The sequence below is a fragment of the Candidatus Poriferisodalis sp. genome (assembly GCF_965219595.1).
Lineage (GTDB): Bacteria > Actinomycetota > Acidimicrobiia > Acidimicrobiales > Poriferisodalaceae > Poriferisodalis.
Genome location: NZ_OZ244781.1, coordinates 1,219,101 through 1,238,989, shown reverse-complemented (window position 1 = coordinate 1,238,989; position 19,889 = coordinate 1,219,101). Strand labels below are relative to the sequence as shown.

General features: G+C 67.5%; 17 protein-coding genes. 1 reads left to right on the top strand and 16 read right to left on the bottom strand.

Annotated elements, in window-relative coordinates:
* Positions 1 to 4 precede the first annotated feature (4 nt).
* The 4 genes from ACOQPE_RS05375 to purL all read right to left on the bottom strand — a co-directional run bounded on the left by ACOQPE_RS05375 (position 5) and on the right by purL (position 6,389).
* Positions 5 to 577 carry a hypothetical protein gene (locus ACOQPE_RS05375; RefSeq protein WP_420610843.1) on the bottom strand — a complete coding sequence of 191 codons (573 nt, stop codon included), beginning with the start codon at positions 575 to 577 and terminating at the stop codon, positions 5 to 7.
* A gap of 690 nt (positions 578 to 1,267) precedes the next feature.
* Positions 1,268 to 2,323: a phosphoribosylformylglycinamidine cyclo-ligase gene (gene purM, locus ACOQPE_RS05370; RefSeq protein ID WP_420610842.1), complete on the bottom strand. Its 1,056-nt coding sequence runs from the start codon at positions 2,321 to 2,323 to the stop codon at positions 1,268 to 1,270.
* Entirely contained in the window at positions 2,320 to 4,023 is a 1,704-nt protein-coding gene (locus ACOQPE_RS05365; RefSeq protein WP_420610841.1) for an amidophosphoribosyltransferase, read from the bottom strand. The genes purM and ACOQPE_RS05365 overlap by 4 nt, the downstream gene beginning before the upstream one ends.
* Positions 4,020 to 6,389 (bottom strand): phosphoribosylformylglycinamidine synthase subunit PurL, encoded by a 2,370-nt coding sequence (gene purL, locus ACOQPE_RS05360; RefSeq protein WP_420610840.1) that lies wholly within the window; start codon positions 6,387 to 6,389, stop codon positions 4,020 to 4,022. Before purL ends, ACOQPE_RS05365 begins: the two co-directional genes overlap by 4 nt.
* A gap of 74 nt (positions 6,390 to 6,463) precedes the next feature.
* On the opposite strand from purL, the gene ACOQPE_RS05355 reads away from it, so the two are divergent.
* Positions 6,464 to 6,850 (top strand): hypothetical protein, encoded by a 387-nt coding sequence (locus ACOQPE_RS05355; RefSeq protein ID WP_420610839.1) that lies wholly within the window; start codon positions 6,464 to 6,466, stop codon positions 6,848 to 6,850.
* A gap of 60 nt (positions 6,851 to 6,910) precedes the next feature.
* Here the strand turns inward: ACOQPE_RS05355 and purQ are convergent, their stop codons facing one another.
* The 12 genes from purQ to dnaK form a co-directional block, all read right to left on the bottom strand.
* A complete protein-coding gene (gene purQ, locus ACOQPE_RS05350) occupies positions 6,911 to 7,603 on the bottom strand; it encodes a phosphoribosylformylglycinamidine synthase subunit PurQ (protein ID WP_420611361.1) in 693 nt (230 codons plus the stop codon).
* Between the two features lie 38 nt (positions 7,604 to 7,641).
* Positions 7,642 to 7,914: a phosphoribosylformylglycinamidine synthase subunit PurS gene (gene purS / locus ACOQPE_RS05345; protein ID WP_420610838.1), complete on the bottom strand. Its 273-nt coding sequence runs from the start codon at positions 7,912 to 7,914 to the stop codon at positions 7,642 to 7,644.
* Positions 7,911 to 8,816 (bottom strand): phosphoribosylaminoimidazolesuccinocarboxamide synthase, encoded by a 906-nt coding sequence (locus tag ACOQPE_RS05340; protein WP_420610837.1) that lies wholly within the window; start codon positions 8,814 to 8,816, stop codon positions 7,911 to 7,913. The genes purS and ACOQPE_RS05340 overlap by 4 nt, the downstream gene beginning before the upstream one ends.
* A gap of 57 nt (positions 8,817 to 8,873) precedes the next feature.
* Entirely contained in the window at positions 8,874 to 10,379 is a 1,506-nt protein-coding gene (purB, locus tag ACOQPE_RS05335; protein WP_420610836.1) for an adenylosuccinate lyase, read from the bottom strand.
* Positions 10,327 to 10,773, bottom strand: coding sequence for a 5-(carboxyamino)imidazole ribonucleotide mutase (gene purE, locus ACOQPE_RS05330; RefSeq protein WP_420610835.1), 447 nt, complete (start codon positions 10,771 to 10,773; stop codon positions 10,327 to 10,329). The genes purB and purE overlap by 53 nt, the downstream gene beginning before the upstream one ends.
* Before the next feature lie 118 nt (positions 10,774 to 10,891).
* The gene (purD, locus tag ACOQPE_RS05325) at positions 10,892 to 12,163 is read right to left on the bottom strand and encodes a phosphoribosylamine--glycine ligase (protein ID WP_420610834.1); all 1,272 of its coding nucleotides are present in this window, start codon (positions 12,161 to 12,163) and stop codon (positions 10,892 to 10,894) included.
* Between the two features lie 73 nt (positions 12,164 to 12,236).
* Complete coding sequence (locus ACOQPE_RS05320; protein WP_420610833.1) at positions 12,237 to 13,517, bottom strand: adenylosuccinate synthase; 1,281 nt, start codon at positions 13,515 to 13,517, stop codon at positions 12,237 to 12,239.
* 160 nt (positions 13,518 to 13,677) lie between these two features.
* Positions 13,678 to 15,885 (bottom strand): ATP-dependent Clp protease ATP-binding subunit, encoded by a 2,208-nt coding sequence (locus tag ACOQPE_RS05315; protein WP_420610832.1) that lies wholly within the window; start codon positions 15,883 to 15,885, stop codon positions 13,678 to 13,680.
* Between the two features lie 74 nt (positions 15,886 to 15,959).
* On the bottom strand, positions 15,960 to 16,391 hold the full coding sequence (locus tag ACOQPE_RS05310; RefSeq protein ID WP_420610831.1) for a heat shock protein transcriptional repressor HspR: 432 nt from the start codon (positions 16,389 to 16,391) through the stop codon (positions 15,960 to 15,962).
* A 30-nt stretch (positions 16,392 to 16,421) separates the two neighbouring features.
* Positions 16,422 to 17,405 (bottom strand): DnaJ C-terminal domain-containing protein, encoded by a 984-nt coding sequence (locus tag ACOQPE_RS05305; RefSeq protein WP_420610830.1) that lies wholly within the window; start codon positions 17,403 to 17,405, stop codon positions 16,422 to 16,424.
* Between the two features lie 9 nt (positions 17,406 to 17,414).
* A complete protein-coding gene (locus ACOQPE_RS05300; RefSeq protein WP_420610829.1) occupies positions 17,415 to 18,041 on the bottom strand; it encodes a nucleotide exchange factor GrpE in 627 nt (208 codons plus the stop codon).
* Positions 18,038 to 19,855: a molecular chaperone DnaK gene (gene dnaK / locus ACOQPE_RS05295; RefSeq protein WP_420610828.1), complete on the bottom strand. Its 1,818-nt coding sequence runs from the start codon at positions 19,853 to 19,855 to the stop codon at positions 18,038 to 18,040. The genes ACOQPE_RS05300 and dnaK overlap by 4 nt, the downstream gene beginning before the upstream one ends.
* Positions 19,856 to 19,889: the final 34 nt, after the last annotated feature.

Below are 19,889 nucleotides of genomic sequence, written 5' to 3'. Positions count from 1 at the left end.
GCGCCTACCGGAGGCCGGCCGTGGCGATGAAGCGAATAGGCGACCGGTGCTCAGTCACGATGCGCACACGACAGGTGCTGCCCGACAGCGCCGCTGTGGAGACGTCATCGGTCAGTTCCAGCCAGACACGGTGTGTGGCGGCAGGGTCCCACAGCGCGGTGTCGAGCAGAAATTCGCTTCTTTGCGAGTCGCCGAGCATGACTTCCCGAACGACTGCGTCCAAGGCGCCATCGGTGCCAACCGGTGTTACACGCGCCCCCATGCCGGCCGTGACATCACGCGCTTGACGAGGGTTGAGGAGCGCGAGAACTGCCAGTTGCGAGTTCGCAGGCACAGCAACGTCTGCGCCTAACGCTTCACCGACGTTGTCACGCCCCACGAGCAGGCAGTCGGCTGAGTGGCCCCGCTCAATCGTCCCGAAGACCGTCCAAGCCAGCACGCCGAGCAGCGCCGCGGCCAGCAGCGCCAGGAACAGCCACTCGTGCGGTGCTGTGATGCGCAGCAGCCCGTCGACAGGCTCCGCTCGCCCTCGGCGAGCGAGGGCTTCCTCGCGAAAAAGCTGTCTGCGTCGTGCCATCGGGCTCACACACTAGGACGCACGCGTATCGGCGAACCCCTGCTGTGGCGCGGACGCTTCCCGCGCTAGCTGACCGTGTTCATTCGAGGGGCCAACGCCAGATGGAACGTCGCCCTACTTATTGGAGCCTGAGTAGTTGTTATGGGTCGTGTGAGTGCCGTAGGGGGATGACGAGCCGCTCGACCCAGACCCTTTGCCGCCGCTCACATGCTGCAGCTCCTCAGAGGTGAGCTCGCGCTCGTCGACATCCGCTTCAACGGGGGGGGGGGAGGCCTTTTCGACCCTTGCATCAGACATTCAGAAACCTCCAGGGGCCGACTCGGAACGCCCAGTATGTCAGAGCAGCAGCCACAACGCGAAACTCGCCCAAGCAGCGCGGCATGTCTGCAGAAACCAGGGCCGACGCCGACACGCCCGGGGGTAAGACTTCTAGATGTGATAGTAGGGCGAGTGTGCGTTGTTATACGCAGTCGTCTTGTTGCCACCGCCGCTCACGTCTTGGAGCTCTTCGGAAGTCAGCTCGCGCTCGTCGACATCCGCTTCAACGGGGGGGGGGGGAGGCCTTTTCGACCCTTGCATCAGACATTCAGAAACCTCCTGAGGCTGACTCGGAACGCCCAGTATGTCACAGCCATCGCAGCAGCCACAACACTGGATACGTCCGGCTGCTCATTCGAACAGAGCGGTGCTTCAGCGAGGATCAGGGTCGATGAGGTGGGCATTGCCCGCGCCCGGGCGGGTCTCACCGATCACCCAAGCCTCGTGGCCGGCGCCTTGCGCAATCCCCAGCGCCGCATCGAGCTCCGACGGGGGCACCGCAACCACCATGCCGATGCCGAGGTTGAAGACGCGTTCCATCTCTTCGGGCGCGATTGGGCCAGCATCCGCGATGCGGTCGAAAATCCTGGGCATCGGCCAGGAGCCGCGCCGCAGCACGGCATCGACGCTGGGGCCGAGCATGCGGGCCACATTGGCAACCAGTCCCCCGCCCGTGATGTGCGCTGCACCCGCGGCACCGCATTCGTCGAAGAGCGCGAGCACCGCAGGGGCGTAGATGACCGACGGTCGCAGCATCTCGTCACCCAACGAGTGGTCGGCACCCGGCCAGGCCGGCGAGCCGAGCACGGCCGGATCGGGCGTCTCACCGAGCAGGACACGGCGGGCCAGGCTGTAGCCGTTGCACCGAAGCCCGCCTGACCCCAGTCCTACGAGGGTTGCGTCGCCGGTGGTGATGGGGCCTCGCAACCGTGCGCGTTCGGCCACCCCCACGGCAAAACCGGCGATGTCATAGTCGCCGGGAGCGAGCGCATCGGGGTGCTCGGCCAGCTCGCCTCCGACCAATGCGCAGCCGGCACTGCGGCAGCCGGCTGCCAAACCCGTCACGATCGATTCGACGACGTCGGGGTCGAGGCGTCCTGCAGTGATCTGATCGTGGAACAGCAGCGGCTGTGCGCCGAGCGTGACGATGTCGTCGACGCACATGGCCACCACGTCGATCCCGATCGTGTCCCACCGGCCGAGCGCCGCTGCAATGAGGGGCTTCGTGCCCGCACCGTCATTCGCGCTCACCAGCACTGCGTCGATGAAGCCCTCGGGCAGGGCCGTGACGGCCCCGAACGCTCCGATGTCGCTCAGCACCTCGGGCCGGTACGTGCTGCGGGCGTGGGGCGCCAGACGCCGCACTGCTTCGTCGCCCGCGTCGATGCTCACTCCCGCCGCTTCGTAGGTCAACGGTTCGGGAGTCACCCTGCCACGGGCTCGGCGACAGCGGCAGGCTGCACGCTGCCCGTCGCGATCAGCGAGCGGCTCGGCTCGTCGGCGAGGCTGCCGAAGACTTCAGCCCGTGCTCCCGCTCCGATCTCCACCGGATACTCACCGGTCAGGCATGCGTGACAGAAGCCGCCGCCAGGCACGCCGGTGGCTTCGACAAGCTGATCGAGGCTCAAGTAGGCCAACGAATCGACTCCCAAGTACGCCTCGATTTCGGCCAAGTCTCGATTCGCAGCCAGCAGCTCGTCGGGGGTGCCCGTGTCCATGCCGTAGAAGCACGGCCAGCGGTACGGGGGTGAAGAGATGCGCAGGTGCACCTCGACAGCGCCGGCGCTGCGCAGCATCTCCACGATCGACCGGGTGGTGGTGCCACGCACAATCGAATCGTCGACCACCACGAGCCTGCGACCGTCGATGTTGGGGCTGATCGGATTCAGCTTGGTCCGCACACCCAGAGAACGGACGTGTTGGTTTGGAGCGATGAACGTGCGACCGATGTAGCGGTTCTTGACCAGACCGTCGCCGTAGGCGATGCCGCTGGCACGTGCGTAGCCCTGCGCAGCAGGAATGCCCGACTCGGGAACAGGCATCACCAGGTCGGCATCGACCGGCGCGTTGGTTGCCAAGTGGGCGCCCATGCGTTGGCGGGCCGCATGCACGTTCTGGCCAGCCAAGGCGGTGTCGGGGCGCGAGAAATACACGAACTCGAAGATGCACAGATGGGGCGGCGCCCCGTGACCGGTTGCCGGCCGGGCCGCGAACGGCCACAGTGAGCGGCATCCGGCTGCGTCGACGATGATCATCTCGCCCGGCTGGATCTCGCGCTCGAACGTCGCGCCCACCACCTCCAGCGCAGGGTTCTCCGACGCCAGCACCCAGCCGCCGCTCGGCTGGCTGACGCCGGGCTGACCGACACTGGGCTGATGGCCGCCGGGCTGATCGATGCCGGACAGGCCGGTGCTGGGTCGGCTGCGCTTGGGCCCCTCGGCCGCGTGCTCGTCGGCATCGAGTCGACCCAGGCACAGCGGCCAGATGCCGTGCGGATCGCGAACGCCGATCAGGCGGTCGCGATCGGCGACCACAAACGTGAAACCACCGCGCAGGCTGGGCAGAACCTCGAGCAGCGCCTCGGTGACCGCTTCGCGCGGTCGGGTACGGGTGATCTGCGGTGTAGCGGTGATGCGCTGGGCAACCAGTTCGGCGACCAAGTCGCTGTCGCTGGTGACGGTGCCATCGAGCATGCCTGAGGCCGCCGCGAGCTCGGCCGTGTTGGTGAGGTTGCCGTTGTGCCCGAGCGCGAACTCGGTGCCGTCGAGCCCCCGGTAGAACGGCTGCGCCGCACGCCAAGAGCTCGATCCCGTGGTGGAGTACCTGGTGTGCCCGATGGCCAGATCACCTTCGAGCCCTGCGAGCACACGGTCGTCGAATGCGCTGGCCACCAAGCCCATGTCTTTCACGACCGTGATGTGGGTGCCGTCCGACACTGCAATGCCGGCTGATTCCTGACCGCGGTGCTGCAGGGCATACAGCCCCAGGTAGCTCAGGTGAGCGACGGGGCCGCCCGGCTGATACACGCCAACAACGCCGCAGGCTTCGCGCGGCTTGACCAGATCCACGCCCGCCTCCGGCACGCTCGCCCCGTCGAGGTGCGCTCCCCTCTCCGGCGTGACGCTCATGCCGCCGCCCCTTCGACGGGTTGCGAGAACACCTCGGGCAACGCACCGCTCCACCGGGCACGTGTGTCGTCGAGCGCGAGGTCGATGTCGAGACTGGGTTCGGCGATACGGCCGATCTGCACTCTCGACCCGCCGAACGACCCCAGCGGGCGGCAGGCAACGGCCGCTGCCGCGGCTGCGCTCGCCAGGCGCTCGACGTTGCCCGGCTCGACAGCTACCAGGACGCGGCCCGGCGGCTCGGCGAAGAGCGCTCGTGCCGCCGGCGCCGGGCTTCCCAGCGATGGCACTCTCGCATGCACGCCCGCACCGCCGTGACAGCACATCTCCGCGATGGCCACGGCGATGCCGCCGTCGGAGACATCGTGCGCGCACTGCACGAGGCCATCCCGCACGGCTGCAGCCACGAATCGGGCGGTTGCGACGCTGCCTGCCAGATCGAGCTCGGGCAGCGCTCCATCACGGCAGCCACGACGTTCCCAAGCCCAGCGGCTGCCGCCCAGCGCCACCTGGCGAGCCGGTCCGTCAGCCACCCTCGCCGTTTGCTCGGCGGCCACATCGAGAGCTGCATCGCCGTCGTGCGCGGCCGGGCCGGGCGGGGCCAGCAGCATGAGCGCTGTGCCCGGCGGCAGCTCGTCAGTGATCGGCCGGCGCACGAGGTCGGGATGCACGCCGAGCAGGCACACCACCGGTGTCGGGCTGATATTGGTTCCGTTCGTCTCGTTGTAGAGGCTGACATTGCCGCCGACGACGGGCACGCCGAGTGCGTCACAGGCTTCAGCCATGCCGTCGATGGCCTCGGAAAGCTGCCACATGACTTCGGGATGGGTCGGATTGCCGAAGTTGAGGCAGTTGACGAGTGCGAGGGGGCCGGCGCCTACACAGGCGAGGTTCAGCGCCGCCTCGACCACCACCATGGCGGTGCCACCGCGAGGATCGGCATCGCACCAGCGGTGATTGCCGTCCACCGACACGGCGAGGCCGCGACCGGTAGGAGTGCCGTCGCGGGGATCTCGCAATCGCAGCAGCGTGGCGTCGCGGCCCGGGCCGACAACCGTGTTCAAGAACAGTTGGTGGTCGTACTGGCGGTACACCCAGCTCGGGTCGGCGAGCATCGCCAGCAGATCGGCAGCACAGTCGCTGGAGCTGCCCGCGGCGGGATCGGCCGCCGGGTCGACGCTGCGCCGGAGGGCCAGATCCGCCGGCGGCCGCATCGGCCGGTCGTACGACGGTGCATCGTCGTGCAGCGTGCTCGCAGGAACTTCGGCCAGCAACGCGCCGTCCACCCCGTCGCGCACGCGCAGCATGCCGTCGCCGGTCACGCGCCCGACGACCGTCGCGCTCACCTCCCAACGGGAACAGATCTCGAGCACCCGATCGACGTTGGCCGGCGAGACAATCGCCAGCATGCGCTCCTGAGACTCCGACGTCATGATCTCGAACGGCTCCATGCCGTGCTGGCGCAGCGGCACGACGCTGACATCCACCTCCATGCCGGTGCCGCCACGCGACGCCGTTTCGCTCGCCGCGCACGTCAAGCCCGCGCCGCCGAGGTCCTGGATGCCGCTGACGAGCCCTGCCTCCAGCAGCTCTAGGCATGCCTCGATGAGACGCTTTTCCTCGAAGGGATCGCCGACCTGAACGCTCGGGCGCTTCGTCGAATCGTCGACGGCCTCGTCGAATCCTGCTGAGGCCAGCACGCTCACGCCGCCGATGCCGTCGCGGCCGGTGCTCGCGCCCATGAGCACGGCTGCGCTGCCCACCTCGGTCGCTCGGCCGAGCACCAGGCGTTCAGTCGGCATGATCCCGAGGGCCGCCACATTCACCAGCGGGTTGTCTCGATACGTCTCGCACGACACGAATTCGCCGGCAACAGTGGGAACGCCCACGCTGTTGCCATACCCCGAGATACCGCTGACGATGCCCTCGGCAATCCAGTTGCTGCGCGGCTCGTCCAACGGCCCCACGCGCAGAGGGTCCGCGAGGGCAATGGGTCGCGCGCCCATGGTGAAGATGTCTCGCAGGATGCCGCCGACTCCGGTCGCCGCACCCTGATATGGCTCGATAGCCGAGGGATGGTTGTGGCTCTCGATGCGCACGGCAACGGCAATGCCGCCGCCGACGTCGACAACACCGGCATTCTCACCTGGTCCTACGAGCACCCACGGGGCTTCGGTCGGCAATCGGGCGAGATGGCGGCGCGACGATTTGTACGAGCAATGCTCGGACCACATCACCGCATACATCGCGAGTTCGAGATGGTTCGGTTGACGTTCCAAGAGCTCGCAAATGCGCTCGTATTCGGCATCAGTCAGGCCGAGTGCCGCATGAATGCTGGTGGAGTCGGAAGCGAGTACGTCAGAAGGCACGGCAATCACTTCGACCCGAGTTCATTGGATATGGGAACGCGTCGTGCTATACACACACCATGAGCGAACGCACTATGTCCGACGAACACAAAGCCGCCATCGCCGCGGGCCGCATCGAGGCCACGGCGGTGCGCGACTATCTCGAGGCTCTTGAGACCAATCGCCCGAAGCCGGGTCGCCGGCCGAGTGCTGAGTCTCTGAAGTCCAAGCGGGACGCTATCGACGCCGAGATCGGTGAGGCGAAGCCGATCAAGCGCTTGCTCCTGATGCAGGAACGTCGCGATATCGAAGCCGCGATCGAAGAACTGCAGGTCGAGCCCGATATGGCCTCTGTCGAAGATGGCTTTGTCACCCACGCTGCCAACTACGGACAGCGCAAGGGAATTCAGTACGCCACCTGGCGAGAATTCGGCGTTCCAGCCGACATGCTGGCTCGTGCCGGCATCACACGGGGCGGCTGACACCTCAGATCTCCTGGCTCTCGGCCAACGAAGCCCGAGCCACCGCAGGCCTGCGCGTCTTCATGCCGCGTGGTGACCGACGGTTTGACGTGTGCTCGCTGCCGCACAGAGCAATGCTTCGAGCAACTTGCGTCCGTCAGTAGAACCCAATAGCTCAGACGTGGCCCGCTCCGGATGGGGCATCAGGCCCACCACATTGCCCGCTTCGTTGCAAACGCCAGCGATGTCGTCCACTGAACCATTCGGATTGCCGATATAGCGCATCACCACTTGACCGTTCGCACGCAAACGTTGCAGTGTCGCGCCATCACACACATAGTTCCCTTCAAAGTGATTGATGGGAATGCTCAGTTGATCCGATGGCGACAGGCCATGTCCCAAGACATGATTCACCGATGCCATCATCAACTGCTGCGGCTGGCACAGGAACGAAAGCCCAGCATTGGGCCGCAATGCTCCCGGCAGCAGACCTGCCTCGGTCAATACTTGAAATCCGTTGCAAATGCCGACCACGGGACCTCCGGCACTCGCGAATGACTCCACCGCATCCATGATCGGCGAGAAGCGGGCGATTGCGCCGGTACGCAGGTAGTCGCCGTGCGCGAATCCGCCCGGAATGACGACGGCATCCACACCGCCCAGCGAGGTTTCGTCACTGCGCAGCAGCGCTGTCCGCGCCCCGAGCTCGGCCAAAGCGTCGAGCGTGTCGAGATCGCAGTTCGTGCCGGGGAACTGGACGACGCCGACCGTCACACTCATCGGCACACTCATCGGCACATTCATGGTCGTACTCATGGGCTGTGATCCTGCGCCGCGGCACGCAGCTCGATGCGAGCGTCCTCGATCACCGGGTTCGCCAGCAGGCGGTCGCACATCTGCTCAGTCACCGACCGGGCTTCGGACACATCTGCTGCGGTGACCTCCATGCGGATGGCCTTGCCGACCCTGACGCCGCTCACGCCCGCAAACCCGAGCGCTGCGAGGGCTCGCTCGATCGTGGTGCCGGCCGGATCGGCAATCTCGGCTCGTGGCGAGACTTCCACCAGCACATCCCAGCGATTCATGAAGCGGGAGCTCCCGCCGGCACGCCGGAGTGCGCCAACCAGTCGTCGAATGACTCACCGGTCAGTGTCTCGTACGCCTCGATGTAGCGAGCGCGGGTGGCGGCAACCACATCGCCAGTGAGCGGCGGCGGGGGTGGTTCCTTGTTCCATCCGGTGGCTTCGGTGGCGTCGCGCACCGGCTGCTTGTCGAGCGACGGCGGCGATGCGCCGGGCTGCCAGTGATCCTTGGGCCAGAAACGAGACGAGTCGGGTGTGAGCCACTCGTCGGCGACCACCAGGGTGCCGTCCACATAGCCCAGCTCGAACTTGGTGTCGGCGATGATGATCCCCCGCTCGGACGCATGTGCGGCCGCCGTGCTGTAGGCATCGACGCACACTCGGCGGGCGGCCGCAGCCGCCTCGGAGCCCACCAGTTCCGCGGCAGCAGCGAACGAGATGTTCACGTCGTGTCCATCGGTTGCCTTGGTGGACGGCGTGAAGACTGGTTCGGGGAGCTGCTGTGATTCGAGCAGACCGGCCGGCAGCGGCTCGTCGTGCATGGTGCCGCGCTCGCGGTATTCCTTCCATGCCGAGCCGGTGATGTACCCGCGCACGATGCACTCGATGGGCAGCATCTCCGCCCGCCGAACGAGGAGCGCTCGGCCGGCCCATTCGGGTCGTCGCGCCGCAGCCGGGAAGTCGGCAGGGTCGGCGGAGACCACATGGGTCGGGGCGATGTCGCCGAGCCAGGTCGACCACCACGCCGTCATGGCCGTCAGCACTCGGCCCTTGTCGGGCACCGGTTCGTTGAACACGACGTCGAAGGCCGAGATGCGGTCGCTGGCCACCATCAACAGGTGCCTGTCGTCGACGCGGTACATCTCGCGTACCTTCCCGCGGTGGACTAGCTCAAGCTCGCTCACGTTGCCTCTCTTGTCATCGTCTCGCCGGTCATCGTTCGGCGTCACCCGCCGCTCGGCTCACAGCACCTCGCCCGGCTCGTAGTCGACGGCTGCGCCGTACCGCTCCGCAACCTTGGCCGCGGCAGCCACGAACTCGTCGACCTGGTCCGCAGCGCGGCCGCTGAACGACGCCGGATCTGCAAGCGCTGCCGCGACATCGTCGTCGCTGAGCTGCAGCTCAGGATCGGCCACGATGCGAGCCGCGAGATCGTTGCGGTCGACGGTGCCCTCGCGCAGCGCCAGCACTGCAGCGGTCGCATGCGCGCCGATGCGCTCGTGCGCTTCCTCGCGGCCGGCGCCTGCTGCCACGGCGGCGGCGAGCAGACGGGTGGTTGCGAGAAACGGCAGGTATGCGGCCAGTTCGGCTTCGACCCGAGCCGGGAAGACGGCGAAGCCGTCCAGAACGCTGAAGGCAGTCTGCAGCGCTCCGTCGAGTGCGAAGAAGGCATCGGGGAGCACGACGCGGCGCACTACCGAACAGCTCACATCACCTTCATCCCATTGGTTGCCGGCGAGCTGCGAAGCCATCGTCAGGTGCCCGCGCAGGATGGTCACGAGGCCGGTGATTCGCTCGCACGAGCGGGTGTTCATCTTGTGCGGCATGGCAGACGAACCGACCTGGCCGGCAGCGAAGCCTTCGGTGACCAGTTCGTGACCGGCGCCGAGCCGTACGCCCAGCGCCAGGTTGCCGAGCGGTGCCGCGGCACCGACCAGCGCTGCCACGACGTCGAGGTCGAGCGAGCGGGGATAGATCTGCCCAGCGGAACCGAGCACCCGGGTGAAGCCCAGCTCGGCGGCGAGGCGTCGCTCCAGGCGATCCACAGCTGCCCTGTCGCCGCCCAACAGTTCCAGCATGTCCTGCTGCGTGCCCACCGGTCCGCGGATGCCGCGAAGCGGGTAGCGGGCCAAGAGCTCCTCGGTGCGCTCGAGCGACACGAGCGCCTCGGTGCCGATCGTGGCCCAGCGCTTGCCCAAGGTGGTGGCCTGCGCGGGCACATTGTGCGTGCGTGCGGTCATCACGAGGTTGCGGTGCGAGGTCGCCAACGCGGCGATGCGCACGATGAAGGCCGCCATGCGTTGCCCGACCAAACCCAGCGCTGCGGTGATCTGGCACTGCTCGACGTTCTCGGTGACATCGCGTGAGGTCATGGCGCGATGGATCTGCTCGTAGCCGGCGAGCGCGCAGAACTCCTCGATGCGCGCCTTCACGTCGTGGCGCGTGATCCGTTCCCGCTCGGTGATCGAGTCGAGGTCGACCTGGGTGACCACGTCTCGGTACGCCTCCAGCGCGCCGTCAGGCACGTCGACACCCGCATCTCGCTGCGCCTCGAGCACCGCGATCCACAAGCGACGCTCGAGGATGACCTTGTGGCCGGGCGACCAGAGCTCGACCATCTCCGCCGAGGCGTAGCGAGTCGCCAGAACGTTGGGAATGACCTCGGGGCTCACACCGACCTCACCGGACCCAGCCTCACCGGGCACCAGCGGCGCGGAACTCGTCCAGGCGGGCAGCGAGCTCGGCATCGGTCACCGCCAGCATCTCCACCACGAGCACAGCCGCATTCGCCGAGCCGTTCACCGCGACGGTGGCGACCGGGATGCCCTTTGGCATCTGCACCGTCGACAGCAGCGCATCGAGGCCGTCGGCGAGGCCGCCGCTGAGCGGCACGCCGATCACCGGCAGGGTGGTGTGCGCAGCCACCACACCGGCCAAGTGCGCTGCCATGCCGGCCCCGCAGATGACCGCGGCAAAGCCGGCGTCGCGTGCTCCGGTCGCGAACGACGCCACGGCTGCAGGTGTGCGGTGAGCGCTCATCACCTCAGTCACGTGTTCGACATCGAACCTGTCGAGCATCTCGGCGGCTGGTGCCATCTTCGACGCATCGTTCGGTGAGCCCATCAAGATGGCGACCTTCATCGATTTGCTCTCCTGACATGCATCGGCGTGTTGCCCATCGACGTACCGTCCGAGTCTCGCCGCCCGGAGCGGGTGATGGGGCGATGTCCGAGGCACCCGACGACACCCATTGACGCCCTCATCGGCTGAGGGAGGCCGCTGCCGCAGCCTCGGCGGCGGCGATGTCGGTGCGGTAGGTCATGCCCGGCCAGCTGAGCTGCCGCACGGCTTCGTATGCGCGGTCGCGTGCCACCGCCACATCGGGCCCGCGGCCGCACACATTCAGCACCCGGCCGCCCCCGGTCACCAGCGACTCGGACGGAACCGTCCGCCCGTCGCCAGCGCCGACGCCTGCGCAGAACACGGTGACGCCCGGAACTTCGCGCGCCCGCTCAAGGCCCGCAATGAGATCACCCGTGCGCGGCGCTGCGGGGTATCCCTCGGCGGCGCAGACGACGCACACCATGGCATCGTCGGAGACGACGACCTCGTCAGTCAGCTCTCCCGCTGCCGCTTCCGCCAAGAGCTGCGCCAGATCGTTCTCGATGCGCGGCAGCGTGACCTGTGCCTCGGGATCGCCGAAGCGGACGTTGAACTCCAGCAGCCGGGGTCCGTCGGGCGTCAGCATGAAGCCCGCGTAGAGCACGCCGCGATAGTCGACGCCCCGCCGGATCAACTCAGCCAGCGTCGGCTCGAATGCCATCGCGGCCAGTTCGTCGCAGGCGGCCCGGTCGACATCGGCCAGCGGCGAGACGCAGCCCATGCCGCCGGTGTTGGGACCCGTGTCGCCGTCGCCGATGCGCTTGTGATCGCGCACGGCCGTGGGCAGCAGCACCGCGCGGCGGCCGTCGCACAGCGCGAACAGCGACACCTCGGGGCCACCCATTCCCTCTTCGATCACGATGCGGCGACCGGCATCCCCGAATGCAGTGCCGTCCAGCTTGGCGTCGACGTCGGCGTGGGCTTCGGCCAGCTCGTCGGTGACCAGCACGCCTTTGCCCGCAGCGAGGCCGCTGGTCTTGACAACGTACGGCGGCGGCAGCGTCTCCAGGTAGGCGTGCGCTGCACGGCGGCCTGCGGGGTCGCTGTCGAATGCCGCATAGGCCGCCGTGGGCACGCCGGCGGCGCTGACGACTTCTTTCATCCACGCCTTGGAGCTCTCCAGCGCGGCGCCGTCCGCGCCCGGTCCGAACACGAGCCGGCCGTCTGCTCGCAGGCGATCAGCGAGGCCGTCTGCCAGCGGCCCTTCCGGGCCGATCACGAAGAGGTCGGCATCGATCTCGGTGGGCGGTGTTGCGACGCTGCCCGAAATGCCGGGATTGCCCGGCGTGACAACGACATCGGCGTTGCGGGCGAGAGCGCTCGCGAACGCGTGCTCACGACCGCCTTGGCCGACCACACAGACCTTCATCGGCCGTCAACCTCATGGGCAGGGGGTGCGAACGGAAGGTGTCTCACGCTGCGCTGGGTCCAAACTTCGCAGCTCACGCTGCGAAGCGGATGTACTGCTCACGGCCGGGGCCGACGCAGACATACCGGATCGGCAGGCCGAGCTGGCGTTCGAGGAACACGATGTAATCGACCGCTTGGCGGGGCAGCTGCCACCGCTGGGTGACCTTGTCGAGCGGTGTCTTCCAGCCCGGCAGCGTGGCGTACACGGGGACAGCTCGATCGTGCAGGGAGCGCAGGTGCGGCAGGTAGTCGTAGCGGTGGCCGTCCACCTCGTAGGCGACGCAGACCTTGATCGTGTCGAGCTCGTCGAGCACGTCGAGCTTGGTGAGCGCGATCTCGGTGCAGGCGTTCAGCCGCACGGCCTGACGGCCCATGACGGCGTCGAACCAGCCGCAGCGGCGCGGCCGGTTGGTGTTGGTGCCGTATTCTGCGCCGCGATCTCGCAGATGCTCGGCCGTCTCGCCGTCCAGCTCGGTGACGAAGGGTCCAGAACCCACCCGGGTGGTGTACGCCTTGGCGATGCCGATGACCTGATCGATCGCGCCGGGGCCGATACCCGAGCCGACCAGCGCGAACCCTGCCACCGGGTTCGACGACGTGACGAACGGGTAGGTGCCGTGGTCGAGGTCGAGGAACGTGGCTTGGGCGCCTTCGAATAGCACCCGCTCGCCCGCGTGCAGCGCTTCGTGGAGCCAGCCGATGGTGTCGGCCAACAGCGGCGTGAGGCGCGGCGCCACCTCGTCGAGCAGTTGAGCGGCCAGCGCGTCGGGATCGATGCCCGGATGGTCGAACACCCGGCGCAGGTAGTCGTTGCGGTCACCGAGGACGTTGTGCAGCCGCTCGCGCAGCACCGCTGGTTCCAGCAAGTCTTCGATGCGCAGGCCCACCCGCGCTGCCTTGTCGGCATAGGCGGGCCCGATTCCTCGCTTGGTGGTGCCCAGCCCGGCTTGCCCGTGCCGCTCCTCCACCAGTTCGTCGACGAGCTGGTGGTAGGGCAGCACCAGGTGTGCCGCCGGGCTGAGCATGAGGCGCCCGCAGTCGACGCCCCGCTCGGTCAGCATGTCGATCTCGCTGAGCAGCACCCACGGGTTCACCACGACGCCGTTGCCGATGATGGGCGTGACGTGGTCGTAGAGGACGCCACTCGGGATGAGCTGCAGCTTGAACGTCTCGTTGTCGACCACGAGCGTGTGCCCGGCATTGTGGCCGCCCTGGTAGCGAACGACGTGCTGGCATTCCTTGGCGACGATGTCGACGATGCGGCCCTTGCCCTCGTCGCCCCATTGCGTTCCTACGACGATCGAGCCCGGCATGATTCAGCCCATCGCCAGCCGGCAGGACGCTGTCGTCGTCACCAAATCAGTCTAGGGAGTGACCCCTCCGGGGCCGCCGGATTTCCGGTGGAATTGGCCGACTTGCGGGGCGTTCAAGAGGCTGAGATACGGCCCCGGGCGGCCAGACTGCGCTGATCGGTCAGGAGGCTTTCGGCCAAGGTTGCGCGCCGTCGTGCTCGTCAGGTGCGGTGCGCGCCGGCGGCAACGTCGTGTTGAGACTGAACGAGCCGTCGACGTTGTCCACCGTCACCGCGTCGCCATCGGCGAACGTGCCGTCGAGCAGACCAGAGGCCAGCGGATCGGTCAGCTCGCGCTGGATCAAGCGCCGGAGCGGCCGGGCGCCGTAGGCGGGGTCGTACCCGCGGTTGGCGAGCAACTCGGCAGCTGCCGTCGTGACCTCCAGCGTGATCTCGCGATCGGCGAGGCGGCTGCGCAGGATCTCCAGCTGCCGCTCGGCGATAGCAGCCACATCGCTGCGGCTGAGGGCGTCGAACTGCAGTATCTCGTCGACGCGGTTGATGAACTCCGGTGCGAAGAACTCCGCTGGGTCCACTGCCAGGTTCGACGTCATGATGAGCACGACGTTGGAGAAGTCGACGGTACGACCTTGACCGTCCGTCAGCCGACCGTCGTCGAGCACCTGCAGCAGCACGTTGAACACGTCGGCGTGTGCTTTCTCGATCTCATCGAGCAGGACGACCGAGTACGGCCGGCGGCGGACTGCCTCGGTCAGCTGGCCGCCGTCGTCATGGCCGATGTACCCGGGGGGTGCGCCGATCAGGCGGCTGACCGAGTGCCGTTCCAGATACTCCGACATGTCGATCCGAACCATGGCGCGTTCGTCGTCGAACAACGCTTCGGCCAACGCACGGGCCAGCTCGGTCTTGCCGACACCGGTCGGACCCAGGAACAGGAAACTCCCGATGGGCCGATCCGGCTCGCTCAGCCCGGCGCGGCTGCGCCGGATGGCATTGGCGACCGCTGCGACCGCACGTTGCTGGCCGACGACTCGGCGAGCCAGCGTCTCTTCCAAGTGCACCAGCTTGTGCACCTCTCCTTCGAGCAGCCGGCTCGTGGCGATGCCCGTCCAGCGCGACACCACCTCGGCGATGTCGTTCGCGTCCACCTCTTCCCGCAGGATCCGCTTGCCTGCCTGCAGTCGTGCCAGCTCCCCGGCTGCTTCATCGAGATGCCGGTGCACCTCTGGCAGTTCACCGAAGCGGATCTTCGCGGCCTGCCCAAGATCGGTTTCGCGCTCCACTTGGGCAGCCAGTGCCTCGGCTTCGGACTTCAGCGCCCGGATCCGGTTGATCGCCGCCTTCTCCGCCTGCCAGTGCGCCTTGAGCCCCCCAACACGCTCGCGCTCAGATGCGAGTTCCTCCGCGATTGCGTCGCGCCGCTGGTTCTCGTGCCCCTGGCTTCCCGATGAACTGCTGCTCGACTCATTCGACGATTCCTCGCCGCTCAGCGCCAGTTCCTCGATCTCGAGCTGGCGGATGCGCCGTTCGCATACGTCGATCTCGAGGGGCACCGAGTCGATCTCGATCCGCAGGCGGCTGGCAGCCTCGTCCATGAGATCGATGGCCTTGTCGGGCAGGAATCGCTCTCGCAGGTATCGATCCGACAGGGTGACCGCGGCCACCAGTGCTGCGTCGGTGATGCGCACGCCGTGGTGGACCTCGTAGCGCTCTTTCAGCCCGCGCACGATGGCCACCGCATCGGTGACCGATGGTTCGCCGACATAGACGGGGGCGAAGCGCCGTTCGAGCGCTGCGTCGTCTTCGATGTGCTGGCGGTACTCGTCGAGCGTCGTCGCGCCCACAAGTCGCAGCTGCCCGCGCGCCAGCATCGGCTTGAGCATGTTGGCTGCGTCGAGCGAACTGTCACCGCCCGCGCCGGCGCCCACCAGCGTGTGCACCTCGTCGAGGAACGTGATGATCTCGCCATCGGACTCGGTGATCTCGCTCAGCACGGCTTCGAGCCGTTCCTCGAATTCGCCCCGGTACTTGGCCCCTGCCACCATCGCAGCCAGGTCGAGCGCGACGACACGCTTGTCGCGCAGACCGTCGGGAACGTCGCCCTCGGCGATGCGGCGGGCTAGGCCTTCGACGATCGCCGTCTTGCCCACGCCTGGTTCGCCGATCAGGACCGGGTTGTTCTTGGTACGCCTTGACAGCACCTGGATGATCCGGCGGATCTCGTCATCGCGGCCGATAACAGGATCGAGCTTGTCATCGCGAGCCTCGGCCGTGAGATCGCGGCCGAATCGCTCGAGTGCCTCGGAGCACTGGTGCATCAGCGGGCTCGACGGCAGCGGACGGTTGTGAGGATCTGCGTCGTCGTTCATGATGTCAAGTTTAGCAGAAAACTTGACAATAGAAGACTTAGATTTCTTGACTGAACAATAGGCAGCCGACTGGCTCAGCCTTGCGGAAGCGGCCCCGAGCCGGGCGCCGAGCCCGGACGCCTGATGAGATCGGTCTGCGGAAGCGGCACCAGGTCACGCCGGTACTGCCGGTGCGTCTCGGCCACCAGCGTGGCTGCCTCGGCCTGCACGTCGGCCAGCTTGCGCTCCAGCGCCGCCACGCGCTCCTCGAGCTCCATCACGCGCTTGACGCCTGCCAGGTTGAGGCCCTCGCTGGTGAGCTGGCTGATGCGGTTGAGCATGGCGATGTCGCGGTCGCTGTAGCGACGGCTGCCGCCGGAGGTGCGTGCGGGGGCCAGCAATCCCTTGCGCTCATAGATCCGCAGTGTTTGGGCATGCACGCCAGCGAGCTCGGCCGCCACCGAGATGACATACAGCGCCCGGTTGCGCTCGGACGCAGATGGCGTTCGCCTGGGTTGTTCGGTCATGACGGTGTTCCTCGGTTCGTCCCCTGGTCGCTACTGCTTCGCTCCTGCGGTGTCGGCGAACGTCGCCGGTTCCGGCTCGGCCTCGCGCTGTCGCCGGCCTGTCCCTGCCTCGAAGTCGGTGACGTCGCGCAGCGCCTCGATGGCCTCCTGCTCGGCAGACGACAGCTTCGTCGGCACCACGATGTCGACGCTCACCAGCAGATCGCCGGTGCCGCGGCGGGTGGTGACGCCTCGATCGCGCACCCGGAAGGTCTTGCCCGACGGGGTGCCTGGCGGGATACGCAGCGTCACCGAGTTCCCGTCGAAATCCAGCACCCTGACATCGGCCCCGAAGACGGCCTCGGGAAAGGTGATCGGGACGCTGACGGTGAGGTTGCGACCGTCACGGACGAAGTCGGCATCGGGTGCCACGTCCACCAGCACGAACAGGTCGCCGTTGGGTCCTCCGCCCGAGCCGGGCGAGCCCTTGCCCGCAAGCCTGATCCGCCCGCCGTCGTCAACTCCGGCGGGAATGCGCACCTTCACGATGCGCATGCCGCCTCCGGACGGGTCCGGAACGCTGACCTCGGTCACCGCACCTTCCACGGCGTCGCGAAACGAGATGCCGAGCCGGGTCTCGAGATCGTGACCGCGCATCGGCATGGGCCCGCCGCGGCCGGCCCGCCCGCGGCCGTCGCCGAAGAGGTTGCCGAAGATGCCGCCCAGGTCGCCCAGATCCTCGATGCGGATGCTGAAGCCGCCCGGCCCCGACGCAAACCCCCCCATCTGGGGGCCGAAACCGGCGGGCCCCAGACGGCGCGCCTCGTCATACGCCGCGCGCTTTTCGGAGTCGCCGATGACGTCGTACGCCGCAGAGATCTCCTTGAAGCGTTCCTCGTCGCCGGCGCTCGAATCCGGATGGTGCTTGCGCGCGAGCTTCCGGTACGCCTTGGTGATGTCCTTGTCCGACGCATCGGGCGAGACACCCAAGGCCGCGTAGTAGTCGTTCTCGAACCACTCGCGTCGTGGGTCCATCGTGGCCCCCTACCCCGTGCGCACCTTGACCATGGCGGCGCGCAGCACCCGGCCGCCGAAGCGGAAGCCGCTGCGCAGCTCCGCTGTCACCACTTGACGGGCGCCGTCGGCATGGGCCAGCGCATCGGCATCGTCTGGCTCCGCGGCGGCCGCAGAGTCTGCATCATCAGCATCGGAGGCGTCAGCGTCTTCGTCCGGCGCCGGAGTGGCGGGCGCTTGCTCGATCGTCACCGCCTCGTGCTGGGTGGGGTCGAACGGCTCCCCGACGGCGTCGATGCGTTCGAGCCCCGCTTTGCCCAACGCCACCATGAGCGACTGGCCCACGGCGGTCACTTCGCTGTGTCCCTGGGCAGCGGCGGCGTCGCACCCGTCGAGCACCGGCAGCAGCGACTCGACCAAGCGGCTGACGCCGGCAGACACCTGCTGACGCCGCTCCGCTTCGACTCGCTTCCGGTAGTTCTGGAACTCCGCCCGTTGGCGCTGCAGCTGGTCGAGGTAGTCGTCGCGCTCGGCGGTCACGGCGTCGAGCTGGGCCAGCAGATCAGCCAGCTCAGACCCTGGACCGTCCAGATCCGCTGGGCTCTCGCCGACTGCTTCCGCAGCCGCTGCATCGAGCTCGGTCTCGGTCTCGCTCACTTCTCCTCGTCCACGATCTCCGCGTCGACGACATCGTCGTCAGAACCGGCGCCATCAGCATCAGTCGCGGTGTTCGCGGCCGCAGACTCGTACAGCTTCTGGCTGAACGCGCTGCTGGCCGCAGCGAGCGTCTCGGTGGCCGAGCGGATGGCGTCGAGATCGTCGCTCTCGAGTGCCTCGCTGGCAGCCGCCAAGGCGGATTCCACAGGCTCCTTGTCGTCGGCGGAGACGCTGTCGCCTTGCTCATCGAGCAGCTTGCGGGTCTGGTACACGAGCGTGTCCGCGTTGTTGCGAATCTCGGCCTCCTCCCGCCGGCGGGCGTCCTCCGCGGCATGCGCCTCGGCATCGGAGACCATCCTCTCGATCTCCTCGGGCGACATGGCCGACTGCCCGGTGATGGTGATCGACTGCTCCTTGCCGGTCGCGCTGTCCTTCGCGGACACGTGGACGATGCCGTTGGCATCGATGTCGAATGCCACCTCGATCTGCGGGACGCCTCGCGGCGCCGGCGGCAGGCCGACCAGCTGGAACTTGCCCAGCGTCTTGTTGCCGGCCGCCATCTCCCGCTCGCCCTGCAGCACGTGGATCTCCACAGAGGGCTGGCCGTCTTCGGCGGTGGTGAACATCTCCGACCGGCGCGTCGGGATCGTGGTGTTGCGATCGATGAGGCGCGTCATCACGCCGCCCTTGGTCTCGATGCCCAAGCTGAGCGGTGTGACATCCAGCAGCAGCACGTCGGTGACGTCGCCCTTGAGCACCCCGGCCTGGATGGCCGCGCCCACCGAGACCACCTCGTCGGGATTCACGCCCTTGTGGGGTTCACGGCCGGTGAGCTCGGTCACCAGCTTCTGCACGGCGGGCATGCGCGTGGAGCCGCCCACCAGGATCACGTGATCGATGTCGGACTTCGCGAGGCCCGCATCATTGATGGCCTGCTCGAACGGCGACCGGCAGCGCTTCAGCAGGTCGAACGTCAGCTCCTCGAACTTGGACCGGCTCAGCTCGTAGTCGAGGTGGAGGGGGCCGCTGTCGGTTGCCGTGATGAACGGCAGGTTGATCTGGGTGGTTTGCTTGGACGACAGGTCCTTCTTGGCCTGCTCGGCCGCCTCCCGCAAACGCTGGCAAGCCATTGCGTCGCTGCTCAGGTCGACCCCATGGTCGCCCTTGAACGACGCCACCAGCCACGCGACCACCGCGGCATCCCAGTCGTCGCCGCCGAGGTGTGTGTCGCCAGCTGTGGACTTCACCTCGAAGACGCCGTCGCCGATCTCGAGCACAGACACGTCGAACGTGCCGCCGCCGAGGTCGAACACCAGGATCGTCTGGTCCTCGGTTTCCTTGTCGAGGCCGTACGCCAGCGCGGCGGCCGTGGGCTCGTTGATGATGCGCAGTACGTCGAGGCCGGCGATCTTTCCCGCCTCGGTCGTGGCGGTCCGCTGCGCGTCGTCGAAGTACGCCGGCACGGTGATGACCGCTTCGGTCACCGTGTCGCCGAGGTACTGCTCGGCGTCGAGCTTCAGCTTCTGCAGCACCCGGGCCGAGATCTCCTGCGGCGTGTAGTTCTTGTCATCGATGGACTTGCCCCAGGTGGTGCCCATGTGCCGCTTGACCGAGGCAATGGTGCGGTCGGGGTTTGTGACCGCCTGCCGCTTGGCGACCTCGCCGGTCAGCACCTCACCGTTGCGGGCAAACGCCACGACCGACGGGGTCGTGCGGTCGCCTTCGGCGTTGGCAATGACGGCGGGCTCGCCGCCCTCCATCGCAGCCACCACCGAGTTCGTGGTTCCGAGGTCAATTCCGACAGCCTTGGGCATTGCTGTGCCTTTCCTTGTGTGGTATCCCGGCCCA

What these genes read in the sequence shown, in the direction of transcription:
- ACOQPE_RS05310 (WP_420610831.1), bottom strand. Translation starts at nt 16,391, where the DNA reads ATGACCGAACAACCCAGGCGAACGCCATCTGCGTCCGAGCGCAACCGG.
- ACOQPE_RS05320 (WP_420610833.1), bottom strand. Translation starts at nt 13,517, where the DNA reads ATGCCGGGCTCGATCGTCGTAGGAACGCAATGGGGCGACGAGGGCAAG.
- ACOQPE_RS05355 (WP_420610839.1), top strand. Translation starts at nt 6,464, where the DNA reads ATGTCCGACGAACACAAAGCCGCCATCGCCGCGGGCCGCATCGAGGCC.
- ACOQPE_RS05305 (WP_420610830.1), bottom strand. Translation starts at nt 17,405, where the DNA reads ATGGACCCACGACGCGAGTGGTTCGAGAACGACTACTACGCGGCCTTG.
- ACOQPE_RS05375 (WP_420610843.1), bottom strand. Translation starts at nt 577, where the DNA reads ATGGCACGACGCAGACAGCTTTTTCGCGAGGAAGCCCTCGCTCGCCGA.
- purE (WP_420610835.1), bottom strand. Translation starts at nt 10,773, where the DNA reads ATGAAGGTCGCCATCTTGATGGGCTCACCGAACGATGCGTCGAAGATG.
- dnaK (WP_420610828.1), bottom strand. Translation starts at nt 19,855, where the DNA reads ATGCCCAAGGCTGTCGGAATTGACCTCGGAACCACGAACTCGGTGGTG.
- purS (WP_420610838.1), bottom strand. Translation starts at nt 7,914, where the DNA reads ATGAATCGCTGGGATGTGCTGGTGGAAGTCTCGCCACGAGCCGAGATT.
- ACOQPE_RS05315 (WP_420610832.1), bottom strand. Translation starts at nt 15,885, where the DNA reads ATGAACGACGACGCAGATCCTCACAACCGTCCGCTGCCGTCGAGCCCG.
- ACOQPE_RS05365 (WP_420610841.1), bottom strand. Translation starts at nt 4,023, where the DNA reads ATGAGCGTCACGCCGGAGAGGGGAGCGCACCTCGACGGGGCGAGCGTG.
- purD (WP_420610834.1), bottom strand. Translation starts at nt 12,163, where the DNA reads ATGAAGGTCTGTGTGGTCGGCCAAGGCGGTCGTGAGCACGCGTTCGCG.
- purB (WP_420610836.1), bottom strand. Translation starts at nt 10,379, where the DNA reads ATGCCGAGCTCGCTGCCCGCCTGGACGAGTTCCGCGCCGCTGGTGCCC.